Below are 20,179 nucleotides of genomic sequence, written 5' to 3'. Positions count from 1 at the left end.
CTGGCTCGCGCCGCCGCCGATATTGTTGCCAGCGTCGCGCGCCAGGCCGCGATAGCCCTGCACCGACACCAGCGTGACCAGGCCGGCCAGGGCGAACGCCCACTGGAAGTCTCCCAGCACGAAATGCGCCCCTTCGACGGCGTCGCCCCGAAAATACGCGGCCAGCCGCAAGGCCAGGGCGCCAAAGGCGATGCCCATGCCGATGGTCATCTGCTGGGCCACGCTCCACAAGGTGCTGGCCGATCCCTTGCGGGCCTCGCTCACATCGGCATAGGCCAATGTGGCCAGGGTGGTGAATTGCAGCGAGCGTGACAGGCCGTAGCAGAACACCACCGCCAAGGTCAGCAGCAAGGGCGTGCCCGGCGTGAGCCAACCGCAGGCAATGATGGCGCCACCGGCGATGGCGGCATTGGTAACGGCCACCCGGCGAAAACCGAAACGTCGCAGGATGCGGGTGGTGAATGCCTTCATGCCCAGATTGCCCAGGGCGGTGGCCAGCAGCAGCAGGCCCGACTGGAACGCCGACAGGCCGAAGCCGATCTGGAACATCAACGGCATCAGGTACGGCACGGCATCGATACCGATGCGGGTCAGGGAGCCGGTAACGACCGTCACCGAATAGGTCGGCGTGGCCAGGTTCGAAAAGTCCAGCAGCGGATGCGCGGCGCGGCGCATATGGCGCCACGCCAGCCAGCCCAGCACCAGCCCGCCACCGATGAAGCCCAGCGCCTGGGTCACGTCGGAACCGGTATGGCTGGCGATCTCGGTGCCGTACAACAGCGAGGTCAAGGCCGTGCCCGAGAGGATGAAACCCGGCACATCCAGCGGTCGCCGCGCTCCGCCCTGTTCGTTCTTGACCAGCGCCATGACGGCGATGAAGGCGGCGATGCCGAATGGCACGTTCATCAGGAAGATCCAGTGCCAGGACGCATAGGTGGTGATGAAGCCGCCCACCGACGGGCCTACCACCGGCGCCACGATGGCCGGCCAGGTGATGGTGGCGATGGCCTTCATCAGCCGTTCGCGGCTGGTGCTGCGCACCACGATCATGCGCCCGACCGGCACCATCATGGCGCCTCCCAGCCCTTGCAGCACCCGCGCTGCGGTGAACTCGAACACCGTCTGCGAGTACCCGCACAGGATCGAGGCCAACGTGAAGACGACGATGGCCGCACCGAACACGGTACGCGAGCCGAGGCGATCGGCGACCCAGCCACTGATGGGAATGAACACCGCCAGCGTGAGCATGTAGGCGGTCATGCCCAGGCTCAATTCGTTGGGCCCGACACCGAACGACTGCGCCATCTGCGGCAAGGCCGTGGCGATGATGGTGGTATCGAGGTATTCCATGAAGAAAGTTGCCGCCACGATGTAGGGCAACAGGCGCACGCGTGCATCCTGTGCGGGTAGCGGTTCGGTCTCGGCCATTGGCGTTCCTGTTGTTGTATGTCAAACGCCGGCGGGCGCCGGCGTTTGGGGACTCAACTTTAAACCATTGCGTTCAGAAGCGCAGGAAGTGCAGCAGCAGCTGGATCAGGACGATGCTGCCCACCAGTCCGCCGCCGAAATATACCACCGCCCCCAGCAGCATATTGGTACGGCGTTGCTCGGCCAGCAGCTTCTTGAGCAATTCGTCATTGCGCGAATGTCCTTCGCCCTCGGTGTAATGCGTCAGCGCCTGGTGCACCAGGCGCGGAATCTGCGGCAGCAGCCGGCTGTAGCGCGGCACCTCGACCTTGAGCTGCTCGACGAAACCGCGCCAGCCGATCTGTTCGCTCATCCAGCGTTCGAGGTAGGGCTTGGCGGTCTTCCACAGGTCCAGGTCGGGATCGAGCTGGCGCCCCAGTCCTTCGACGTTGAGCAGGGTCTTCTGCAGCAACACCAGTTGTGGCTGCACTTCGACATTGAAGCGACGCGAGGTCTGGAACAGCCGCAGCAGCACCTGGCCAAACGAGATATCCTTGAGCGGGCGGTCGAAGATCGGCTCGCAGCAGGCACGCACCGCCGCCTCGAGCTCGTCGACCCGGGTTTCCTTGGGGGCCCAGCCCGACTCGATATGCGCCTCGGCCACGCGCTTGTAGTCGCGCTGGAAGAAGGCCAGGAAATTCTGCGACAGGTAATCCTTGTCGAAGTCGTTGAGGGTACCCACAATGCCGAAATCGAGCGCGATGTAGCGCCCGAAGGTCTCGGGCGCGACCGAGACCAGGATATTGCCTGGGTGCATGTCGGCGTGGAAGAAGCCGTCGCGAAACACCTGGGTGAAGAAGATCTCGACCCCGTCGCGCGACAGCTTGGCCAGGTCCACGCCCTCTTGCGCCAGGCGCTCGGTCTGCGAGATCGGGATACCGTGCATGCGTTCCATCACGATCACCGACGGCGAGCAGTAGTCCCAGTACATCTCCGGCACCATCAGCAAGGTCGATTCGGCAAAGTTGCGGCGCAACTGGCTGGCGTTGGCCGCCTCGCGCATCAGGTCGAGCTCGTCGTGCAGGTACTTGTCGAATTCGCCCACCACTTCCTTGGCCTTGAGGCGACGACCATCTGCCCACAAGCGCTCGAACCAGTCGGCGGCCACGTGCATGAGGCCGATGTCGTGGTCGATGATGGCGCGCATGCCGGGACGCAGCACCTTGATGGCGACCTCCTTGCCGTCCTTGAGCGTGGCGAAGTGTACCTGGGCGATCGAGGCCGAGGCCACCGGGTCGCGCTCGAAGGTCGCAAACAGGTCATTGGGGTGCGCCCCCAGCGACTTCTGGATCTGCAGCGCGGCCAGGTCGGAGTCGAATGGCGGCACGCGGTCTTGCAGGCGGGTCAGTTCGTTGGCGATGTCGGGCGGCATCAGGTCGCGCCGGGTCGACAGGACCTGGCCGAACTTGATGAAGATCGGCCCCAGGTCTTCCAGGGCGCGCCGCAGGCGCTCGCCACGCGGCGCCGACAGGTCACGCCAGAAGAAGATGGTATTGGCCAGGCGGGCAATGCGCGGCGGCGCGAATTCGGTGGCGATGATTTCGTCGAGCCCGTAGCGGATGGCGACCCGGATGATCTTGAGCAGACGCAAGGAACGCAGGAACATCAGCGACGCTCCAGTTTCTCGAGGCGCTTGACCAGCCGTTCGACATCATCGCGCAGGCGCACTACATCGGAGGAAAAGTCTTGCAGCATGCGCGGCCGTATCAACATAGGTTGCTCTTCGAGGAAATATTCGGCCACGTTCTCGCTCACCTTGTGGTGCGTGGCCACCAGCGTATCGACCAGGCCGCGGGCGCCCGATACCAGGCGGGTGGCGGCCACATCGCCAATGACACGGGCCAGGTCGTCTTCGGCATCCCAGCGCAGGTTCTGGCTCAGCTGCGAAATGGCGTTGGCAAAATCGGCATCGCCCTCCAGCTTCACATACGATACCGCGCGCTCGCGATTGGCAGCGATCAGGGGCAGGTCCGACAGCTTGACGCGAATGGTGACGTTGGCCGGCTGGTCGGCTGCGGCATCCTGCACATAGCCGTCGGCGCTCACCTTGAGCCGCAACTGTACCGCTCCGGTGTCGATGCAGGCCAGCTTGCCGGCATGCGCCAGCAAGCCCTGGCGCGCCCATGGCTCTTGCGCCAGCAGGTGATTGATCACGGCGGCAGCGGGCTTGATCGGGTTCATCGATGTCAGGTCGGGCAGCGAAGGCATGAGAGAGAAGGCGTCCAGGGTATCGACAAAATAAAACCGCCCGGGTTTCGGGCGGTTCAAGTTTAACAGCTTGGCGGCTCAGACCTGTTGAATGCCTGCCAATACCCAGCCGCCACCGTTTTGCGGCTTGGACAGGTTCCAGATTTCGGCGAACGGCTCGGCCGACAGTTCCGGTGCTTCCTTGATCAAGCCCTGGAAGCGCACCGTGGCCAGGTAATCGTGGGCCTGGGTCTCGATACCCAGCAGTTCGGCATCCAGCTGCACCACATCGGTGGCATTGGCCGAGGCGCCGCGCTCCTGCAGCTGCAATCGCAGTTCGGCAAACATCTCGGGCGTGGTGAATTCGCGGATATCGTTGATATCGGCGCGATCCCAGGCCGCCTGCAGGCGAATGAAATAGGTCTTGGCATTGCGCACGAAGCCCGGCGCATCGAAGTCGGCCGGAATGCCCCACTTCTCGATGGCGGCAGGCGCGGCGGCCGGCACCGACGCACCGTATCCATTGACCGGCGAGCCCGCCTGCGGCGCATTGCTGTCATGCAGTCCGGAGCCGATCTCGGGCGTGGCGCCGACGGCGCTGCCGATCGGACTCACGCGGGGCAGCGGCGCGGCATAGGCCGGATTGTTGCCCTGCTCCTGGCGCGCCCGCGAAAACATGCGAAACAGGAAGAACGCCACGCCGGCCAGCAGCAGCAGGGTGATCAGCGAACCGAACATGCCGCCACCGGCGCTGCCCATGCCGAAGTGCGACATCAACGCCCCCAGGCCCAGGCCCACCAGGGCGCCGCCGACGATATTGCGCCATGGGCTGGCCGGCTTGGCCGGAATGTTCTGCGGCGCCGGTGCGGCCGCGGGTGCGGCCGGACGTGCCGGGGCAGAATACGATTGCCCGTACGACGGGCTGGCCGGCGCCTGGCGCGAATAGTTCGATGACTGCTTGCCGAACGAACCGCCGCCGCCCAGCCGCTTGGCCTCGGCCGGCGAGATCAGCAGCGACAGCGAGGTAAGCGCCAGCATCAGGATCAACAGGGATTTCTTCATGGTGCACCTCTTTGCAAGAAGTCTCGGATGGCTGCATTGTTGCCGCACAAACTTAAGCCACCCTTAACCTGTTCACTACAGCTTGATACCGGTATGCAAGGCGGCCACGCCAGCGGTCAAGTTGAAATACTGCACACGTTCCAGCCCGACCTGTTCCATCATCTGCTTGAGCGTTTCCTGGTCGGGATGCATGCGGATCGATTCGGCCAGGTAGCGATAGCTGTCGGCGTCATTGGCAACCTTCTTGCCCAGCCATGGCAGCACCGAGAACGAATAGACGTCGTAGGGCTTCTTGAGTGGCTCCCAGACCTTGGAGAATTCCAGCACCAGGAGCTTGCCACCGGGCTTGAGCACGCGCCGCATCTCGGTCAGCGCGGCATCCTTGTGGGTCATGTTGCGCAGGCCGAAGGCGACCGATACGCGGTCGAAGTAATTGTCGGGAAAAGGCAGCTTCTCGGCGTCGCACAACATGGTCGGCGTCACCACGCCCTTGTTGAGCAGGCGGTCGCGCCCCACGCGCAGCATCGACTCGTTGATATCGGTGAGCCACACTTCGCCGGAGGGACCCGCCTGCCTGTCGAAGGCCTTCGACAGGTCGCCCGTGCCGCCGGCGATATCGAGCACCTTGAAACCCGGGCGCACGCCGGCCTGGGCAATGGTAAAGGCCTTCCAGATGCGGTGCAGGCCGGCCGACATGAAGTCATTCATGACGTCGTACTTGGCCGCCACCGAATGGAACACCTCGCCGACCTTGCGGACCTTGTCTTCTTCTGCAACTGTTTCGTAACCGAAATGAGTGGTGTTGGTCATGGCTGGTCTTGTTGTGATGAGCGCTGCGGCACGCCCAAAGGCGTGAAAGGCGCATTATAAATCGGAGCCCGGCCTGCTAGTGCTTGTGGCCGCAACCATGGGTGCCGCCCTGGTCGACGCGAGCGCCTGCGGATCACGTCCGCCGTCGCGGCCGTAGCCGGCGGCTTCCAGCTTGTGCAGGTAGGCTTCCCACATCGCGGCCTGGTCGCGGCCCAGCTGATACAGGAAATCCCAGGTGTAGATGCCGCTGTCGTGACCATCCGAAAACAGCGGTTTGACGCCGTAATTGCCGACCGGTTCGATACCGTTGATGCCGACCTCGCGCTTGCCGAGCTGCAGTACCTCTTGCCCCGGCCCGTGACCACGTACCTCGGCCGAGGGCGAATAGACCCGCATGAGCTCGAACGGCAAGGCGAAGCTGGCACCGTCGTCGAACTCGACTTCGACCACGCGCGACAGCGTACGGACCTTGAACGACAGGGGAACCGGCGAGGATAAGGCGCTCATGCAGGACTCACGATTCAAAGAAAAAGCGGGCGGCCGGGACCGGCCCGGCAAATTGGCCAATATCAGGCCAGCGTTGCGACGGCCTGCAATTGCAGGCGTACCGACTGGCGCAGTTGTTCCAACCGGGTGCGCCGCGGTTGCAGCGCCGCCGGATCGGCCGCGCGCTGCGGAGCCGCCCATACCGGACTGGGGAAATGGCGGTCATCCGGATAGCGCGGGATGACATGCCAATGCACATGGGGCGTCATGTTGCCAAGCGTGGCCACGTTGATCTTCTCCGGCCGCATCGTCTCGCGCAGCGCTGTCTCGACCGCCCATACGGCGTCGGTCAGCAGGGTCCGCTCGGACGGGGACAGGTCGGTCATTTCCTTGACGTGGCTGTTCCAGATCACCCGGCAGAAACCGGGGTAGTCCGGTTCATCGACCAGTACCACGCGCAACGACGGATGCTGCCAAAGCAACTCGCCGCCGTCTCCGGCACACAGTTCGCAGGTCGCGCTCATGGTCACACCAGCACGCGTTCGATGCCGCCATTGTTGGCGCGCTCGACATATTCGGGCATCCAGTTCTCGCCCAGCAGGTGGCGCGCCATCTCGACCACGATGTAGTCGGCGGTGGTACCCGAATCCTCGTTGTAGCGCGACAGGCCCTGGAAGCACGACGGGCACGATGTCAGGATCTTGACGTCGCCCGTGAAGCCATCGGCACGCACCTTGTCGGCACCCTTGCGCATTTCTTCTTCCTTGCGGAAGCGCACCTGGGTCGACACATCCGGACGCGACACGCCGAAGGTACCCGACTCGCCGCAGCAGCGATCGTTCTTCTCGATCTTCTGCGTATCCACCGTGGTGATGAGCGAGTTGACCGTCTTCAACGGGTCCTGCAGCTTCATCGGCGAATGGCAAGGATCGTGGTACATGTAGCGGGTGCCGGTGACGCCTTCGAGCCTGACGCCCTTCTCGAGCAGGAACTCGTGGATGTCGATGATGCGGCAGCCGGGGAAGATCTTCTCGAATTCGTAGCCCTGCAACTGGTCGTAGCACGTGCCGCACGACACCACCACGGTCTTGATATCAAGGTAGTTCAAGGTGTTGGCCATGCGATGGAACAGCACCCGGTTGTCGGTGATGATCTTGTCGGCCTTGTCGAAGTCGCCCGCGCCCCGCTGCGGATAACCGCAGCACAGGTAACCCGGCGGCAACACCGTCTGCACCCCGACGTTCCACAGCATCGCCTGGGTCGCCAGGCCCACCTGCGAGAACAGGCGTTCCGAGCCGCAACCAGGGAAATAGAACACCGCCTCGGTATCGGCCGTGGTGGTCTTCGGGTTGCGGATGATCGGCACGATCTTGTCGTCTTCGATATCGAGCAGCGCGCGCGCGGTCTTCTTGGGCAGGTTGCCCGGCATCTTCTTGTTGATGAAGTGGATCACCTGCTCTTTCACCGGCGGCTTGCCGACCGTGGCCGGCGGCTTCTGGGTCTGCTTGCGGGCGAATTTCTTGAGGATGTCGTTGCCCAGCCGCTGTGCCTTGAAGCCCCAGCCGGTCATCATCTTGCGGGTGGCATTGATGGTGGCCGGATCGGTGGCGTTGAGGAAGAACATGGCCGTGGTGGTACCGGCATTGAACGACTTCTTGCCCATCTTGCGCAGCAGGTTGCGCATGTTCATCGAGACATCGCCGAAGTCGATATCGACCGGGCATGGCGTGACGCACTTGTGGCACACCGTGCAGTGGTCGGCCACGTCCTCGAACTCTTCCCAGTGCTTGATCGACACGCCACGGCGGGTCTGCTCTTCGTACAGGAAGGCCTCGACCAGCAGCGAGGTCGCCAGGATCTTGTTGCGAGGCGAATACAGCAGGTTGGCGCGCGGCACGTGGGTCGAGCACACCGGCTTGCACTTGCCGCAGCGCAGGCAGTCCTTGACGCTGTTGGCGATGGCGCCGATATCGCTTTGCTGCATGATCAGCGATTCGTGGCCCATCAGGCCGAACGACGGCGTGTAGGCATTGCTGAGGTCGGCTTCCATGCCAGGCAGGTTGAGCAGCTTGCCCTTGTTGAAGCGGCCTTCCGGGTCGACCCGCAACTTGTAGTCGCGGAAGTCGACGATCTCGTCTTCGGTCAGGAACTCCAGCTTGGTGATGCCGATGCCATGCTCGCCCGAGATCACGCCGTCGAGCGAACGCGCCAGCGCCATGATGCGCGCCACGGCGCCATGGGCGTCCTGCAGCATCTCGTAGTGATCGGAGTTGACCGGCAGGTTGGTGTGGACGTTGCCATCGCCGGCGTGCATGTGCAGCGCCACGAACACCCGGCCCCGCAAGACGCGCTTGTGGATGACGCTGGCCTCCTCGAGGATCAGCTTGAAGGCGGCACCGCTGAAGATCTGGCGCAACTGGGCGCGCACTTCCTGCTTCCACGACACGCGCACGGTGCGATCCTGCACCACGTCGAACACGGTCGCGCCCGGCTGGTCGCGCAGGCGCTGCTCGAACGCCGCGCTCAACCTGTCCATGCCCAACGCGATCATCTCGTCGCGCGCCTGGGCCAGCGGACGGTCGAGATGGGTCAGCAGATAGGACCAGCGATCATGGGTGCGGTCCAGCAGTTGCTCGGCCTGGTGCACGCGATCTTCCAGCATCTCGGCGGCGGGGATATCCTCGCCTTCGCCGTCGTCGCTCTTGCCCAGCGGCAGGTTGCCCTTGACGAAGAAGCTTTCCAGCTCTGCCAGCAGTTGCAGCTTGTTCTTGATCGACAGTTCGATGTTGATGCGTTCGATGCCGTCGGTGTATTCGCCCATCCGGTTCAGCGGGATGACCACGTCTTCATTGATCTTGAAGGCGTTGGTGTGCTTGGCGATGGCGGCCGTGCGCGAACGATCGAGCCAGAACTTCTTGCGCGCCTCGGGGCTGACCGCGACGAAGCCTTCACCGACGCGATTGTTGGCCATGCGGATGACTTCGGAGGCGGCAGCGGCCACGGCGTTCTCGTCGTCACCGACGATGTCGCCGATCAATACCATCTTGGGCAACACGCCGCGCTTGGACTTGGTGGCATAGCCCACCGCGCGCAGGTAGCGTTCGTCCAGGTGTTCCAGGCCGGCCAGGATGGCACCGCCACGCTTGGTCTCGGCATCCAGGAAATCCTTGATCTCGACGATCGAGGGGATCGCATCGCGGGCCTGGCCAAAGAACTCCAGGCAGACCGTGCGGGTCTGCTTGGGCATCTTGTGCAGGATCCAGCGGGCCGAGGTGATCAGGCCATCGCAACCTTCCTTCTGCACGCCCGGCAAGCCCGACAGGAACTTGTCGGTCACATCCTTGCCCAGGCCTTCCTTGCGGAACTTGCGACCGGCGATCTCGAGTATCTCGGTCTTGAAGACTTCGGTCTTCTGGCCCCGTTCGCCCGGATGCGACCACTCCAGCCTGAAGCGCGCCGACTCGACGTCATGGATCTTGCCCAGGTTGTGGTCGAGCCGGGTCACTTCCAGCCAGTCGCCCTGCGGATCGACCATGCGCCAGCTGGCCAGGTTATCCAGTGCGGTTCCCCACAACACAGCCTTCTTGCCACCGGCGTTCATGGCCACGTTGCCACCGACGCAGGAGGCCTCGGCCGAAGTCGGATCGACCGCAAATACGAAACCGGCGCGCTCGGCGGCGTCCGATACCCGCTTGGTCACCACCCCTGCACCCGAGTAGATGGTGGCATAGGGTTGCGTCAGGCCGGGCAATACCGTCATCTCGACCGCACCCAGCTGTTCCAGCTTTTCGGTATTGATCACCGCCGACATGGGCGTGAGCGGAATGGCGCCGCCGGTGTAGCCGGTGCCGCCGCCGCGCGGGATGATGGTCAGGCCGAGCTCGATGCAGGCCTTGACCAGCCCGGCCATCTCGTCTTCGCTATCGGGGGTGAGCACCACGAACGGGTACTCGACGCGCCAATCGGTAGCGTCGGTGACGTGCGACACGCGCGACAGGCCGTCGAACTTGATGTTGTCGCGGGCGGTGTAGCGCCCCAGCACCTTGGTGGCGCGGCGACGCAGGTCGTAGGTACGACGGAATTCCTCGCCGAAATCGGCAATCGCCTTGCGGGCTGCCTTGATCAGGGCTTCGACGCTGTCGCTGCGACGCGCCGCGTCGGCGTCGCCGATGGCGCTCTGGCCGACGTCGATACGACGCTTGTCGACTTCGCCCAGGCGGTGATTGAGGGCTTCGATGAGCGAGGCGCGTCGCTTGGGGTTGTCCAGCAGGTCATCCTGCAGGTACGGATTGCGGCGCACCACCCAGATGTCGCCCAGCACTTCATAAAGCATGCGCGCCGACCGTCCGGTCTGGCGCTTGCCGCGCAACTCGTCGAGCAGCGACCAAGACTCTTCGCCCAACAACCGGATCACGATCTCGCGATCCGAGAACGAGGTGTAGTTGTACGGAATTTCACGCACGCGCGTGGGCGTAGCGCCATGGGGCGCATCAGTGAGCAAGGCTTGAATGTGTGCGGGGGCGTTCATCAATGTAGAAAATAAGTCTGCTGCCGGATGTGCATTTTAGCCTATTGCCAAAAGTCGCGATGGCAGCAGGCCAGTTTCGCGCACGCAATGAAAATGATTCTCTTTTATTTCACAGCGCCCTTGCCGACTAGTCGGATCGCAATGTTGCATCGCATCAATTCTGACTGTCGCGCTTCGGGTGACGACAAGTAAATCGGCAATCTGCCGCCTTTAAGAGACATGCCGCTACCCGCCCCACATGATCCCGGACGAACGCATCACAATAGGCAATGTCAATTTAATTAATAAAAACAATCAATTTTATATATTCTATTTTAAAAATCTATAATCCACACTGACAACAGGGCCGTTCCAGCTTTAAAACCATGGAGGTGATATGGTTCGCATTCTCATTACCGACATCTTGGAAAATCTAGCCATCACCCTGGCCGACTATGCCTGCGGCAAGGCATAGCCAGCACGTTGACTTCCATCTCTTCGTTATCGCCAGGGAGACTGCCATGATACCGGCACCGTTGAACAAGAATTTTCCCGCAGAACCAGGCGTTCCCGACGACGCCAGCGCGCGCCTCGACCTGCCGGCCCAACCGGCCGCAGCGGCCGCTACCGGCCTCGGCGACAGCCTGACCCTCAATCTCAAGCCGCGCCATATCGTCACCCTGGTGGTGGCCCTGGTGTTCGTGCTGATCAAGTCCTACGAGACCCTGCATGCCTACTTCACGGGCAATCCGCAAGTCTGGGCGGCGCTGCTGGGTTCGTCGGCAGCCGCCGGCCTGACCGCACTGGGCGCGCTCGGGGTGTTCTTCACGCGGCGGCTGTCGGTCAAGGCGCAGGACGTGATGCTCGGCTATGGTGGCGGCGTGATGCTGGCCGCCAGCGTGTTTTCACTGATCATCCCCGCCATGGATGCGGCCCAGGCCATCGGCTACACCAGGAACGCCTCGGTGTTCCTGGCGGCCACCGGCATCATGCTGGGCGGGTTGTTCGTGCTGGCGCTGAACCACCTGATCCCGCACCAGCACTTCCTGGCCATGGCCAGCGACCGGCACAGTGCCGCGCGCACCTCGCGCATCTGGCTGTTCGTCATGGCGGTGACCATCCACAACTTCCCCGAAGGCCTGGCCATCGGCGTGGGCTTCGGCGGCGAGGATTTCGGCAAGGCGGTGGCGCTGGCCACCGGCATCGGCATCCAGGACATTCCGGAAGGATTGGTGGTGGCGCTGGCGCTGCGCTCGCTGGGCTACTCGCCGGCCAAGTCGGCCGCCGCCGGTATCCTGTCGGGCCTGGTCGAGCCGATCGGCGGCGTGCTGGGCGCGCTGGCCACCGGGGTATCGGCCACCGCCCTGCCCTGGGCACTGGCCGGCGCCGGCGGTGCGATGCTGTTCGTCATCAGCCACGAGGTGATCCCCGAATCGCACCGCCAGGGCCACGAGTCGCAAGCCACGCTGGGCCTGCTGGCCGGCTTCGTGACGATGATGCTGCTGGATGTGATCCTGGGCTAGGGCCTTGTTCGCACCAAATCTGCCAGTACGAACAACGGCAAGCGGCAAGGAGCCGCAACACGGCAGGCGACGCTTGCCGGCTGCTTCTGGAGCCAACGCCTATCGCGGATCCGGCTGGAACAGGCGCTACCCGAGCAGGTCGGCAATACGGTGCCAGAAGCCATCGGGCACATTCAGCAGCACCCAGGTCATGAACAGGTAGCGCAGGAACTTGCCCACGCCCATGTAGAACACCGAGGGCCAGAACGGCAGGCGCAGCCAACCGGCCAGCGTGCAGATGGGGTCGCCGATGCCGGGCAGCCAGGCCAGCAGCATGGTCTTGGGGCCGAAGCGTTCGAGCCAGTGGAACCAGCGTGACGAACGCTCCTTCGAAAACGCCTGCTTGGCGCCGAATCCCATCCAGTAGTCCACCATCCCGCCCAGGGTATTGCCCAACGTCGCCACCAGGATCACCGGCCAGAACATTTCGGGATTGGCCTTGATGACGGCGAACACGGCCGGCTCGGACCCCAGCGGCAGCAGGGTTGCCGAGACAAAGCTGATCAGGAAGACCGAGGTCAGGCCCACGGTGGGGACGGCCAGGATATTGAGTAGCCAGAGAACAGCGGATTCGATCATGCGCGACAGGAAAGAAGGATGGAATGGGTGCGCTGCTTCACGCATCGGTAGGGCTCGCATTCTAGCCCAAGCGCGCCGCTGATCTATAATGATCAGTTCCCCTGTTGCCCGGCATCACACTGACGACCACAATGAGTAACGATTATCTACAGAAGATCCTGACCGCCCGCGTCTACGACGTGGCCCAGGAAACCCCGCTGGAATTGGCCACCACGCTGTCGCAGCGGATGGATAATCGAATTTACTTCAAGCGCGAAGACATGCAGAGCGTGTTCAGCTTCAAGTTGCGCGGCGCCTATAACAAGATGGCGCACCTGACGCCGGCGCAGTTGAAGCGCGGCGTGATCTGCGCCTCGGCCGGCAATCATGCCCAGGGCGTGGCGCTGTCGGCGGCGCGCCTGGGCTGCCGTGCGGTGGTGGTCATGCCTACCACGACCCCGCAGGTGAAGATCGAGGCGGTCAAGGCGCGTGGCGCCGAGGTGGTGCTGTCGGGCGACTCCTTCACCGATGCCTATAACCATGCCCTGACGCTGGAGAAAAAACTCAAGCTGACCTTCGTGCATCCGTTCGACGACCCGCACGTGATCGCCGGCCAGGGTACGGTCGGCATGGAAATCCTGCGCCAGCACTCGGCGCCGATCCACGCCATCTTCGTGGCCATCGGCGGCGGCGGCCTGATCGCCGGCGTGGCGGCCTACGTCAAGGCGGTGCGACCGGACATCAAGATCATCGGCGTGCAGACCACCGACTCCGACGCCATGGCGCGCAGCCTCAAGGCGGGCCGCCGGGTGACGCTGTCGGATGTGGGCTTGTTCTCGGACGGCACCGCCGTCAAGCTGGTGGGCGAAGAGACCTTCCGCCTGGCGCGCCAGTATGTGGATGACATCATCATCGTCGATACCGATGCCGTCTGCACCGCCATCAAGGATATCTTCCAGGACACCCGCAGCATCGTCGAACCGGCCGGCGCGCTGGCGGTGGCCGGCGCCAAGGCGTATGTCGAGCGCGCCAAGAACAGCCGGCGACCGATCAAGGGCCAGTCGCTCATCACCATCGCCTGCGGCGCCAACATGAATTTCGACCGGCTGCGCTTCGTGGCCGAGATGGCCGATGTGGGCGAAGCGCGCGAGGCGGTGTTCGCCGTGACGATCCCCGAGGAACGCGGCAGTTTCCGCCGCTTCTGCGAGACCGTCGGCCCGCGCAACGTGACCGAGTTCAACTATCGCATCAGCGATGCCAGCGCGGCCCACGTATTTGTCGGCATACAGATCGCCAATGCCGACGAGTCCGGCAAGATCGCCCGCAATTTCGAGAAGGCCGGCTTCGGCGTGCTGGACCTGACCCATGACGAACTGGCCAAGGTCCATATCCGTCACCTGGTGGGTGGCAAGAGTCCACTGGCCGACGACGAACTGCTGTATCGCTTCGAATTCCCGGAACGGCCCGGCGCGCTGATGAAATTCCTTTCCAGCATGAACCCGGGCTGGAACATCAGCCTGTTCCATTATCGCAACCAGGGCGGAGACGTCGGTCGCATCCTGATCGGCCTGCAGGTGCCGAAGAAGGAAATGAAGCAGTTCCGCGCCTTTCTCGCCCAACTCGGCTATCGTCACTGGGACGAGACCAAGAACCCGTTGTACAAGCTGTTCCTCGGCTAGACGCCCGAACAGCATCGCAGGAGCATCATATGGACCACCCCGCCACCGCCACCGGCCACTCGGCCGAGACCTCGCCGCTGGGCAAGCACTCGGCCTACCCGGCCGAGTACGACCCGGCACTGCTGTTCCCGATCCCGCGCGCGCCCAAGCGGGCCGATCTGCAGATCACCGGCACCCTGCCCTTTTTCGGCGTCGATATCTGGACCGCCTATGAAATCTCGTGGCTGAACCTGCGCGGCAAGCCGCAGATTGCCATCGCCACCTTCATGGTCCCGGCCGATTCGCCCAACATCATCGAATCGAAGTCGTTCAAGCTGTATCTCAATTCGTTCAACCAGGCCCGGCTCGACAGCAGCACCACCCTGGTCGAGCGCATGCGGGTGGACTTGTCGGGCGCCGCCGGCGCACCGGTCCAGGTAACGCTGACCGAAGCGGCGCAGTTCGGCCAGTTGCGCTTCAATGAACTGGGTGGTCTTTCGCTGGACCGCCTGGATGTCGAGATCGAGGCTACTGCCCACCCCGACGGCAGCATCCTGCGTGCCGACCACGAACAGGCCACCGTCGAAGAGACCTTCGTGTCGCACTTGCTCAAGTCGAACTGCCCGGTCACCAGCCAACCCGACTGGGGTAGCGTGCAGATCCACTACGTGGGCGCACCGATCGACCAGGAACAACTGCTCAAGTACATCATCGGTTTTCGGGACCACAACGAGTTCCACGAGCAGTGCGTCGAACGCATCTTCAGCGATATCCTGCACTACTGCCGTCCGCAGAAATTGGCGGTGTATGCGCGCTATACGCGCCGCGGCGGGCTCGACATCAATCCATGGCGCAGCAATTTCTCGAGCGCCCGGCTGCCTTCGCTGGACCGCAATGCCCGCCAGTGACCGCCGCGAACGCCCCCACCCGGTAGCCGAACTCGACATTATTTGAAATTATTTATTTATAAATTGTTACAAATTTTGTCGTGCCGCTGACAGGCGGTATCGCCGACGACCCCTGCCCGGCCACCAAAGATCGCTTGAAGCCCTTGCCCACACTGGGTTGGCATCGACACCGGCGACGCTCGCGCCGCGCCGGCCAGGTACAAGACCGGTGCGCCCTTTGCACGATTCAGTAACATCTTCATCGGCCCAAGAGACCCGCCAGGGGATATTTCGCTTCAGAATTCCGGTCTATTGCCCCATCTTCAACGCTTTACGGGCGGCGAATGTCGCTCTCGTCGATTGACCTGCCCCAGAAAAAAAATATCGCACCATGAAATTCGATCCGCCTCTGTTCCCCGCATCCCCCCCTTGCACCACGCCCTGGCACCGCCGGACCAGATGGCTCGCCGCACTGGGTTGCGCAGTTGCCCTGTCGTCGGCGGCCCAGGCCGCCGACACCGACAACCTGTGGCACGACACCAAGAGCCATCTCGCCGACATCTGGAAGCAGGGCGACGATGCCATCTACCTGTCCGGGGTCGCCCACCACGGGCGCAGCACCTATACCAAGGAAAAACTCAACGAGCTCAACGAGCACGCCTGGGGCCTGGGTTACGGCAAGACGCTGCGCAATGGCAGTGGCGACGACGAATCGCTGTTCGGCTTCGTATTGAAGGACTCCCATCGCCATCCCCAGTACATGGCGGGTTATGCGTATGAATGGGTGTTTCCGGTGGCCAAGACGGGGCTTGAGGTCGGCCTCGGTGGCACCGCCATGCTGATGAGCCGCCAGGATTATTTCGGGGGCGTGCCGTTTCCCGTGCCACTGCCGCTGGCCTCCATCGGCACCGCCAAGGGCAAGCTGATGTTTGCCTACGTACCGCGCCTCTCCAGTAACAAGAACAATGGCGACGTACTGTTGATTTTCGGCCGCATCGAGATGTAAAGAACGGAAAAATTCCCCAAGACAACTTTGCCGGACATTCCTTTTGGATAACATTGCCCGCCATGCATCACCGGTCGACGACCCGGGCAAATCCATCAGCTCGCCGGCAATTCTGGCGCTGTTCCGGCTTTCCAAAGCGCTACCGCCCCCGCAAACAAGCCTATAATCCTGCTCAAAGTTTCACCTCGTTGCGATTCCTTGAGCGTCATGACAAATCTTGCAAAAATCCTTTCTCCAGAAAACGTGGTTCTGGATCTGGAAGTGTCCAGCAAAAAAAGAGCTTTCGAACAAGCCGGCCTGACCTTCGAAAACAACAGCGGCATCGCCCGCTCCACCGTTTCCGAAAACCTGTTTGCGCGCGAGCGGCTGGGTTCCACCGGACTTGGCCACGGCGTGGCCGTGCCCCATGGCCGCATCAAGGGATTGAAGGCGCCACTGGCGTTGTTCATGCGACTGGCGGACCCGATCCCGTTCGAATCTCCCGATGGGCAACCGGTCAAGCTGCTGGTGTTCCTGTTGATTCCCGATCATGTGACCCAGCAGCACCTGGAGATCCTGTCCGAGATCGCCGAGATGTTTTCCGACGACGCGTTCCGTAGCCAGCTGGCCGCCGAGGCCGATGCCGCGGTCGTGTATTCGCGCCTGGTCACCTGGCAGACCAGCCTGGAAAAGACCGGCTGACGCTTCGGCTGCTGGTCGCCGGCGGCCCGTTGCAGCGCCGCGCATCACATGGCAACGCCCCTCAACCGTATCGTCCGCCCATCCGAAAGCCTCATGCCCAATTATTCCGCGTTGTCGATCCAGCAGCTCTACGAAGAAAACAGGGAGTCCCTGCAACTGGGCTGGTTCGCCGGCTTTCCCGGCGGCGAGCGCCTCATTTCCGGCGATGCGGTGTCGGCCGCCGACCAGGTCGGTCACCTGAACCTGATCCACCCGGGCCGCATCCAGGTATTCGGCCACCAGGAAATCGAGTACTACGAGCGGCTCTCCAATACCTCGCGCGCCTACCAGACAGCGGAACTGGTGACCGGCGAACCGCCGGCGTTCATCATCGCCCAGGGCCTGTCGACGCCACCGGACATCCTGGCGGTCTGCGACGAGAAGAACATCCCGTTGTTCTCGACGCCTTTGCCGGCGGCGCAGGTCATCGATTACCTGCGGGTCTACCTGTCCAAGAAGCTGGCGCAACAGATCACCATGCACGGCGTCTTCATGGATGTACTGGGCGTGGGCGTGCTCATTACCGGCGAATCGGGCCTGGGCAAGAGCGAACTTGGGCTGGAACTGATCTCGCGCAGTCACGGCCTGGTGGCCGATGACGCCGTCGAATTCGCCCGCATCGCACCCAACATGATCGAGGGCCGCTGCCCGCCGCTGCTGGCCAACCTGCTGGAAGTTCGCGGACTGGGCCTGCTGGACATCAAGGCGATATTCGGCGAGACAGCGGTACGGCGCAAGATGCGCCTGAAGCTGATCGTGCACCTGGTCCGCCGCAGCACCCTCGAGGAAAACTACGAGCGCCTGCCGCTCGATGCGCAATACGAGGAAGTGCTGGGCCTGCCGATTCGCAAGGTGGTCATTCCGGTGGCGGCCGGGCGCAACATCGCGGTGCTGCTGGAAGCCGCGGTGCGCAATACCATCCTGCAGCTGCGCGGCATCGATACGCTCAAGGAATTCATCGAGCGCCAGCGGCGCGCCATGAACGGCGAATAACACTTACCCGGGACATCCCACGGCCCCGGCGCGCGGGCCTGCTCTCAGCTTGCGTTATCATTGGCGACATGAAAATCGTTCTGATTACAGGCATTTCGGGGTCCGGCAAATCGGTGGCACTACATGTGCTCGAGGATGCCGGCTATTTCTGCGTCGACAACCTGCCTCCGGCCTTGCTGTGCGACCTGGTCGATACCCGCATCAGGGAAGGCGCGAGCATCCTGGCCGTGGCCACCGATGCCCGCAGCGCCGACTCGCTGGCCACGCTGCGCACCGATATCGATCGCCTGCGCGCCGACGGCCATGACGTCAAGGTGTTCTTCCTGACCGCCTCCAACGAGGCGCTGATCACCCGGTTTTCAGAGACGCGTCGCAGCCACCCGCTGTCGCATCGGCTGCTGCCGGGACGCAATCCGACCGACCGCCTGACCTTGTCCGAATGCATCGCGGTCGAACGCGAGATGCTCTCCGAGGTGCAGGAAATCGCCCATGTGATCGACACCTCGCAATTGAGCTCGAACAAGCTGCGCCGCTGGATCAAGGGCCTGGTCGACATCGAACGCTCGCCGCTGACCTTGCTGTTCCAGTCGTTTGCCTTCAAGCACGGCCTGCCGCTGGACGCCGACCTGGTGTTCGACGTGCGCATGCTGCCCAACCCGCATTACGACGCCACGCTACGCCCGCTGACCGGGCGCGACGATCCGGTGATCGAATTCCTGGCCGGCTATGACGAGGTGTCGGACATGCTGGCCGACATCCGCGGCTTCGTCGAAAAATGGCTGCCATCCTTCAAGGCCGACAACCGAAGCTACCTGACGGTGGCCATCGGCTGCACCGGTGGCCAGCATCGCTCGGTGTACATCGCCGAACAACTGGCCCGTCATTTCCGCACCAACGAACAGGTGGTCTGCCGCCATCGGCAACTGGACTGAGCGAGCTAGATCGTCGCCAGCAGGTCGTCGCGCAACAGGGCACCCAACAGCAGCTTCTTGACCGGTGCCGGCAAGGGCGCATCGGCCAGGCGCCGGGCCGGATACCACAGCAGCGCCTGCTGGGCCGTCATCGACGCGCGCGCCTCGAGCGCGACCTGGTACGGCGCGACATGCAACTTGAAATGCGTGAAGACATGCGAGAACGGCTGTAGCTTGCGACAGGCCGCGATCTGGCCATACGGCCCCAGCAAGGCATGCACGGCAGCGTCCAATTGCGCCGCATCGCCTACCGCGATTTCCGGCAGCGATAGCAGCCCGCCCCAGATCCCGCTGTCGGGCCGCTGTTCCAGCAGCACGTCGTGGCCATTGGTGACGACCAGCATCACCGTCTCCCGTTCGGGTACCGCCTTTTTCGGCTTGCTTACGGGCAGCTCCCCGATCCGGTCCTGGGTCAGCGCCACGCACCGGCCGGCCAGTGGGCAGCGGGCGCAGGCCGGCGTGCCTCGCACGCACAACGTGGCGCCCAGGTCCATCAGGCCCTGCGTGTAGGCCTCGATGTCCTGCTCGGGCAACAGTGCCACCGCGCGCTGCCACAGCTTGTCTTCGATCGGCTTGGCGCCGGGATAGCCATCGACCCCGAACACCCGCGCGAACACCCGCTTGACGTTGCCGTCGAGGATGGCGGCGCGGCGACCATACGAGAAGGCGGCGATGGCCGCGGCAGTGGAACGGCCGATCCCGGGCAACTCGGCCAGCAGTGCCGGATCGTCCGGAAAACGCCCGCCATACTCGGCGACCACGCGCTGCGCGCATTTGTGCAAGTTGCGTGCACGGGTGTAGTAACCCAGCCCGGCCCACAACGACATCACGTCCTCGGAGGGCGCGGCGGCCAGGCTGAACACATCGGGGCAACGCGCCAGGAAGCGCTGGTAATACGGGATCACGGCGGCCACCTGGGTCTGCTGCAACATGATTTCGGAGAGCCAGACGCGATAGGCGTCGCGTGTGTTCTGCCACGGCAACTTGTGTCGCCCATGCTGCTTCTGCCAGGCGATCACCTCGGCCGAGAACGAAGGATCGGCGTACTGCGCGCCAGCACCGGGCGTGGCGCCGCGTGGCGCCGGTTTGTCGACTAGCGCTTTCATGTCTGGCAATTGATGCAATAGAAGGTGGAACGCTGGCCCTGCTTGATCTGGCGGATCGGGGTACCGCACACCCGGCATGGCTGGCCGGTGCGGTTGTAGACGAAATAGCTCTGCTGGAAGTAGCCCGACTGCCCGTTGACGGCAATGAAGTCGCGTAACGAGCTGCCACCCTGCTCGATGGCGGCCGCCAGCGTCTCCC

At 63.3% G+C, this 20,179-nt stretch carries 17 protein-coding genes and 1 pseudogene; 7 read left to right on the top strand and 11 right to left on the bottom strand.

From position 1 onward, the window contains the following. From PMI40_RS10330 to PMI40_RS10295, 8 genes and pseudogenes are all read right to left on the bottom strand, one after another. Positions 1-1,428: MFS transporter (locus PMI40_RS10330; RefSeq protein WP_008114889.1), on the bottom strand; the 1,428-nt coding region annotated here is incomplete at its 3' end. A gap of 73 nt (positions 1,429-1,501) precedes the next feature. After that, positions 1,502-3,073, bottom strand: a complete 1,572-nt coding sequence (gene ubiB / locus PMI40_RS10325; protein ID WP_008114888.1) for a ubiquinone biosynthesis regulatory protein kinase UbiB — start codon at positions 3,071-3,073, stop codon at positions 1,502-1,504. Continuing rightward, the gene (locus PMI40_RS10320) at positions 3,073-3,675 is read right to left on the bottom strand and encodes an SCP2 domain-containing protein (protein ID WP_008114886.1); all 603 of its coding nucleotides are present in this window, start codon (positions 3,673-3,675) and stop codon (positions 3,073-3,075) included. The genes ubiB and PMI40_RS10320 overlap by 1 nt, the downstream gene beginning before the upstream one ends. A gap of 78 nt (positions 3,676-3,753) precedes the next feature. Further along, a complete protein-coding gene (locus tag PMI40_RS10315) occupies positions 3,754-4,716 on the bottom strand; it encodes a Tim44 domain-containing protein (protein ID WP_008114884.1) in 963 nt (320 codons plus the stop codon). Between the two features lie 75 nt (positions 4,717-4,791). Then, positions 4,792-5,526, bottom strand: a complete 735-nt coding sequence (gene ubiE / locus PMI40_RS10310) for a bifunctional demethylmenaquinone methyltransferase/2-methoxy-6-polyprenyl-1,4-benzoquinol methylase UbiE (protein ID WP_008114883.1) — start codon at positions 5,524-5,526, stop codon at positions 4,792-4,794. A gap of 76 nt (positions 5,527-5,602) precedes the next feature. Continuing rightward, positions 5,603-6,033: pseudogene (locus PMI40_RS10305) on the bottom strand (gamma-butyrobetaine hydroxylase-like domain-containing protein). Positions 6,034-6,095: 62 nt separating this feature from the next. Then, on the bottom strand, positions 6,096-6,536 hold the full coding sequence (locus PMI40_RS10300) for an HIT family protein (RefSeq protein ID WP_008114881.1): 441 nt from the start codon (positions 6,534-6,536) through the stop codon (positions 6,096-6,098). A 2-nt stretch (positions 6,537-6,538) separates the two neighbouring features. Then, entirely contained in the window at positions 6,539-10,540 is a 4,002-nt protein-coding gene (locus PMI40_RS10295; RefSeq protein ID WP_008114880.1) for an FAD/FMN-binding oxidoreductase, read from the bottom strand. Between the two features lie 500 nt (positions 10,541-11,040). Between PMI40_RS10295 and PMI40_RS10290 the strand changes: the two genes are divergently transcribed. Next, on the top strand, positions 11,041-12,042 hold the full coding sequence (locus PMI40_RS10290) for a ZIP family metal transporter (protein ID WP_008114879.1): 1,002 nt from the start codon (positions 11,041-11,043) through the stop codon (positions 12,040-12,042). 126 nt (positions 12,043-12,168) lie between these two features. Here PMI40_RS10290 and PMI40_RS10285 read toward each other — a convergent pair whose 3' ends face one another. Continuing rightward, complete coding sequence (locus tag PMI40_RS10285; RefSeq protein WP_008114878.1) at positions 12,169-12,660, bottom strand: YqaA family protein; 492 nt, start codon at positions 12,658-12,660, stop codon at positions 12,169-12,171. A 131-nt stretch (positions 12,661-12,791) separates the two neighbouring features. On the opposite strand from PMI40_RS10285, the gene ilvA reads away from it, so the two are divergent. The 6 genes from ilvA to rapZ all read left to right on the top strand — a co-directional run bounded on the left by ilvA (position 12,792) and on the right by rapZ (position 18,835). Continuing rightward, entirely contained in the window at positions 12,792-14,318 is a 1,527-nt protein-coding gene (gene ilvA / locus PMI40_RS10280) for a threonine ammonia-lyase, biosynthetic (RefSeq protein ID WP_008114876.1), read from the top strand. Positions 14,319-14,347: 29 nt separating this feature from the next. Beyond that, positions 14,348-15,205, top strand: coding sequence for an NADPH-dependent 7-cyano-7-deazaguanine reductase QueF (gene queF / locus PMI40_RS10275; protein WP_008114874.1), 858 nt, complete (start codon positions 14,348-14,350; stop codon positions 15,203-15,205). 370 nt (positions 15,206-15,575) lie between these two features. Next, the gene (locus PMI40_RS10270; protein ID WP_008114872.1) at positions 15,576-16,190 is read left to right on the top strand and encodes a hypothetical protein; all 615 of its coding nucleotides are present in this window, start codon (positions 15,576-15,578) and stop codon (positions 16,188-16,190) included. Between the two features lie 207 nt (positions 16,191-16,397). Then, the gene (locus PMI40_RS10265; protein WP_008114870.1) at positions 16,398-16,871 is read left to right on the top strand and encodes a PTS sugar transporter subunit IIA; all 474 of its coding nucleotides are present in this window, start codon (positions 16,398-16,400) and stop codon (positions 16,869-16,871) included. Between the two features lie 93 nt (positions 16,872-16,964). Next, on the top strand, positions 16,965-17,903 hold the full coding sequence (gene hprK, locus PMI40_RS10260; RefSeq protein WP_040501881.1) for an HPr(Ser) kinase/phosphatase: 939 nt from the start codon (positions 16,965-16,967) through the stop codon (positions 17,901-17,903). Between the two features lie 68 nt (positions 17,904-17,971). After that, a complete protein-coding gene (gene rapZ, locus PMI40_RS10255) occupies positions 17,972-18,835 on the top strand; it encodes an RNase adapter RapZ (RefSeq protein ID WP_008114867.1) in 864 nt (287 codons plus the stop codon). A 5-nt stretch (positions 18,836-18,840) separates the two neighbouring features. Here the strand turns inward: rapZ and mutY are convergent, their stop codons facing one another. Together mutY and PMI40_RS10245 are read right to left on the bottom strand one after the other, a co-directional pair. Then, complete coding sequence (mutY, locus tag PMI40_RS10250) at positions 18,841-19,980, bottom strand: A/G-specific adenine glycosylase (RefSeq protein ID WP_008114866.1); 1,140 nt, start codon at positions 19,978-19,980, stop codon at positions 18,841-18,843. After that, positions 19,977-20,179 (bottom strand): zinc finger domain-containing protein (locus PMI40_RS10245; protein WP_008114865.1); only part of this gene is annotated, 203 nt, incomplete at its 5' end. The genes PMI40_RS10245 and mutY, both read right to left, overlap by 4 nt.

Origin of the sequence: Herbaspirillum sp. YR522 (genome assembly GCF_000282575.1) — a bacterium.
GTDB lineage: Bacteria > Pseudomonadota > Gammaproteobacteria > Burkholderiales > Burkholderiaceae_D > Herbaspirillum.
Note: the sequence above shows the minus strand (reverse complement) of the source record. Positions and strands in the feature narration are given on the sequence as shown.

Bases quoted from the DNA above. Each gene is read 5' to 3' on its own strand.
- PMI40_RS10290 (WP_008114879.1), top strand. From the start codon at position 11,041: ATGATACCGGCACCGTTGAACAAGAATTTTCCCGCAGAACCAGGCGTT.
- mutY (WP_008114866.1), bottom strand. From the start codon at position 19,980: ATGAAAGCGCTAGTCGACAAACCGGCGCCACGCGGCGCCACGCCCGGT.
- ubiE (WP_008114883.1), bottom strand. From the start codon at position 5,526: ATGACCAACACCACTCATTTCGGTTACGAAACAGTTGCAGAAGAAGAC.
- hprK (WP_040501881.1), top strand. From the start codon at position 16,965: ATGCCCAATTATTCCGCGTTGTCGATCCAGCAGCTCTACGAAGAAAAC.
- PMI40_RS10270 (WP_008114872.1), top strand. From the start codon at position 15,576: ATGAAATTCGATCCGCCTCTGTTCCCCGCATCCCCCCCTTGCACCACG.
- PMI40_RS10320 (WP_008114886.1), bottom strand. From the start codon at position 3,675: ATGCCTTCGCTGCCCGACCTGACATCGATGAACCCGATCAAGCCCGCT.
- ilvA (WP_008114876.1), top strand. From the start codon at position 12,792: ATGAGTAACGATTATCTACAGAAGATCCTGACCGCCCGCGTCTACGAC.
- PMI40_RS10265 (WP_008114870.1), top strand. From the start codon at position 16,398: ATGACAAATCTTGCAAAAATCCTTTCTCCAGAAAACGTGGTTCTGGAT.
- queF (WP_008114874.1), top strand. From the start codon at position 14,348: ATGGACCACCCCGCCACCGCCACCGGCCACTCGGCCGAGACCTCGCCG.
- PMI40_RS10300 (WP_008114881.1), bottom strand. From the start codon at position 6,536: ATGAGCGCGACCTGCGAACTGTGTGCCGGAGACGGCGGCGAGTTGCTT.
- PMI40_RS10285 (WP_008114878.1), bottom strand. From the start codon at position 12,660: ATGATCGAATCCGCTGTTCTCTGGCTACTCAATATCCTGGCCGTCCCC.
- ubiB (WP_008114888.1), bottom strand. From the start codon at position 3,073: ATGTTCCTGCGTTCCTTGCGTCTGCTCAAGATCATCCGGGTCGCCATC.
- PMI40_RS10295 (WP_008114880.1), bottom strand. From the start codon at position 10,540: ATGAACGCCCCCGCACACATTCAAGCCTTGCTCACTGATGCGCCCCAT.
- PMI40_RS10315 (WP_008114884.1), bottom strand. From the start codon at position 4,716: ATGAAGAAATCCCTGTTGATCCTGATGCTGGCGCTTACCTCGCTGTCG.
- rapZ (WP_008114867.1), top strand. From the start codon at position 17,972: ATGAAAATCGTTCTGATTACAGGCATTTCGGGGTCCGGCAAATCGGTG.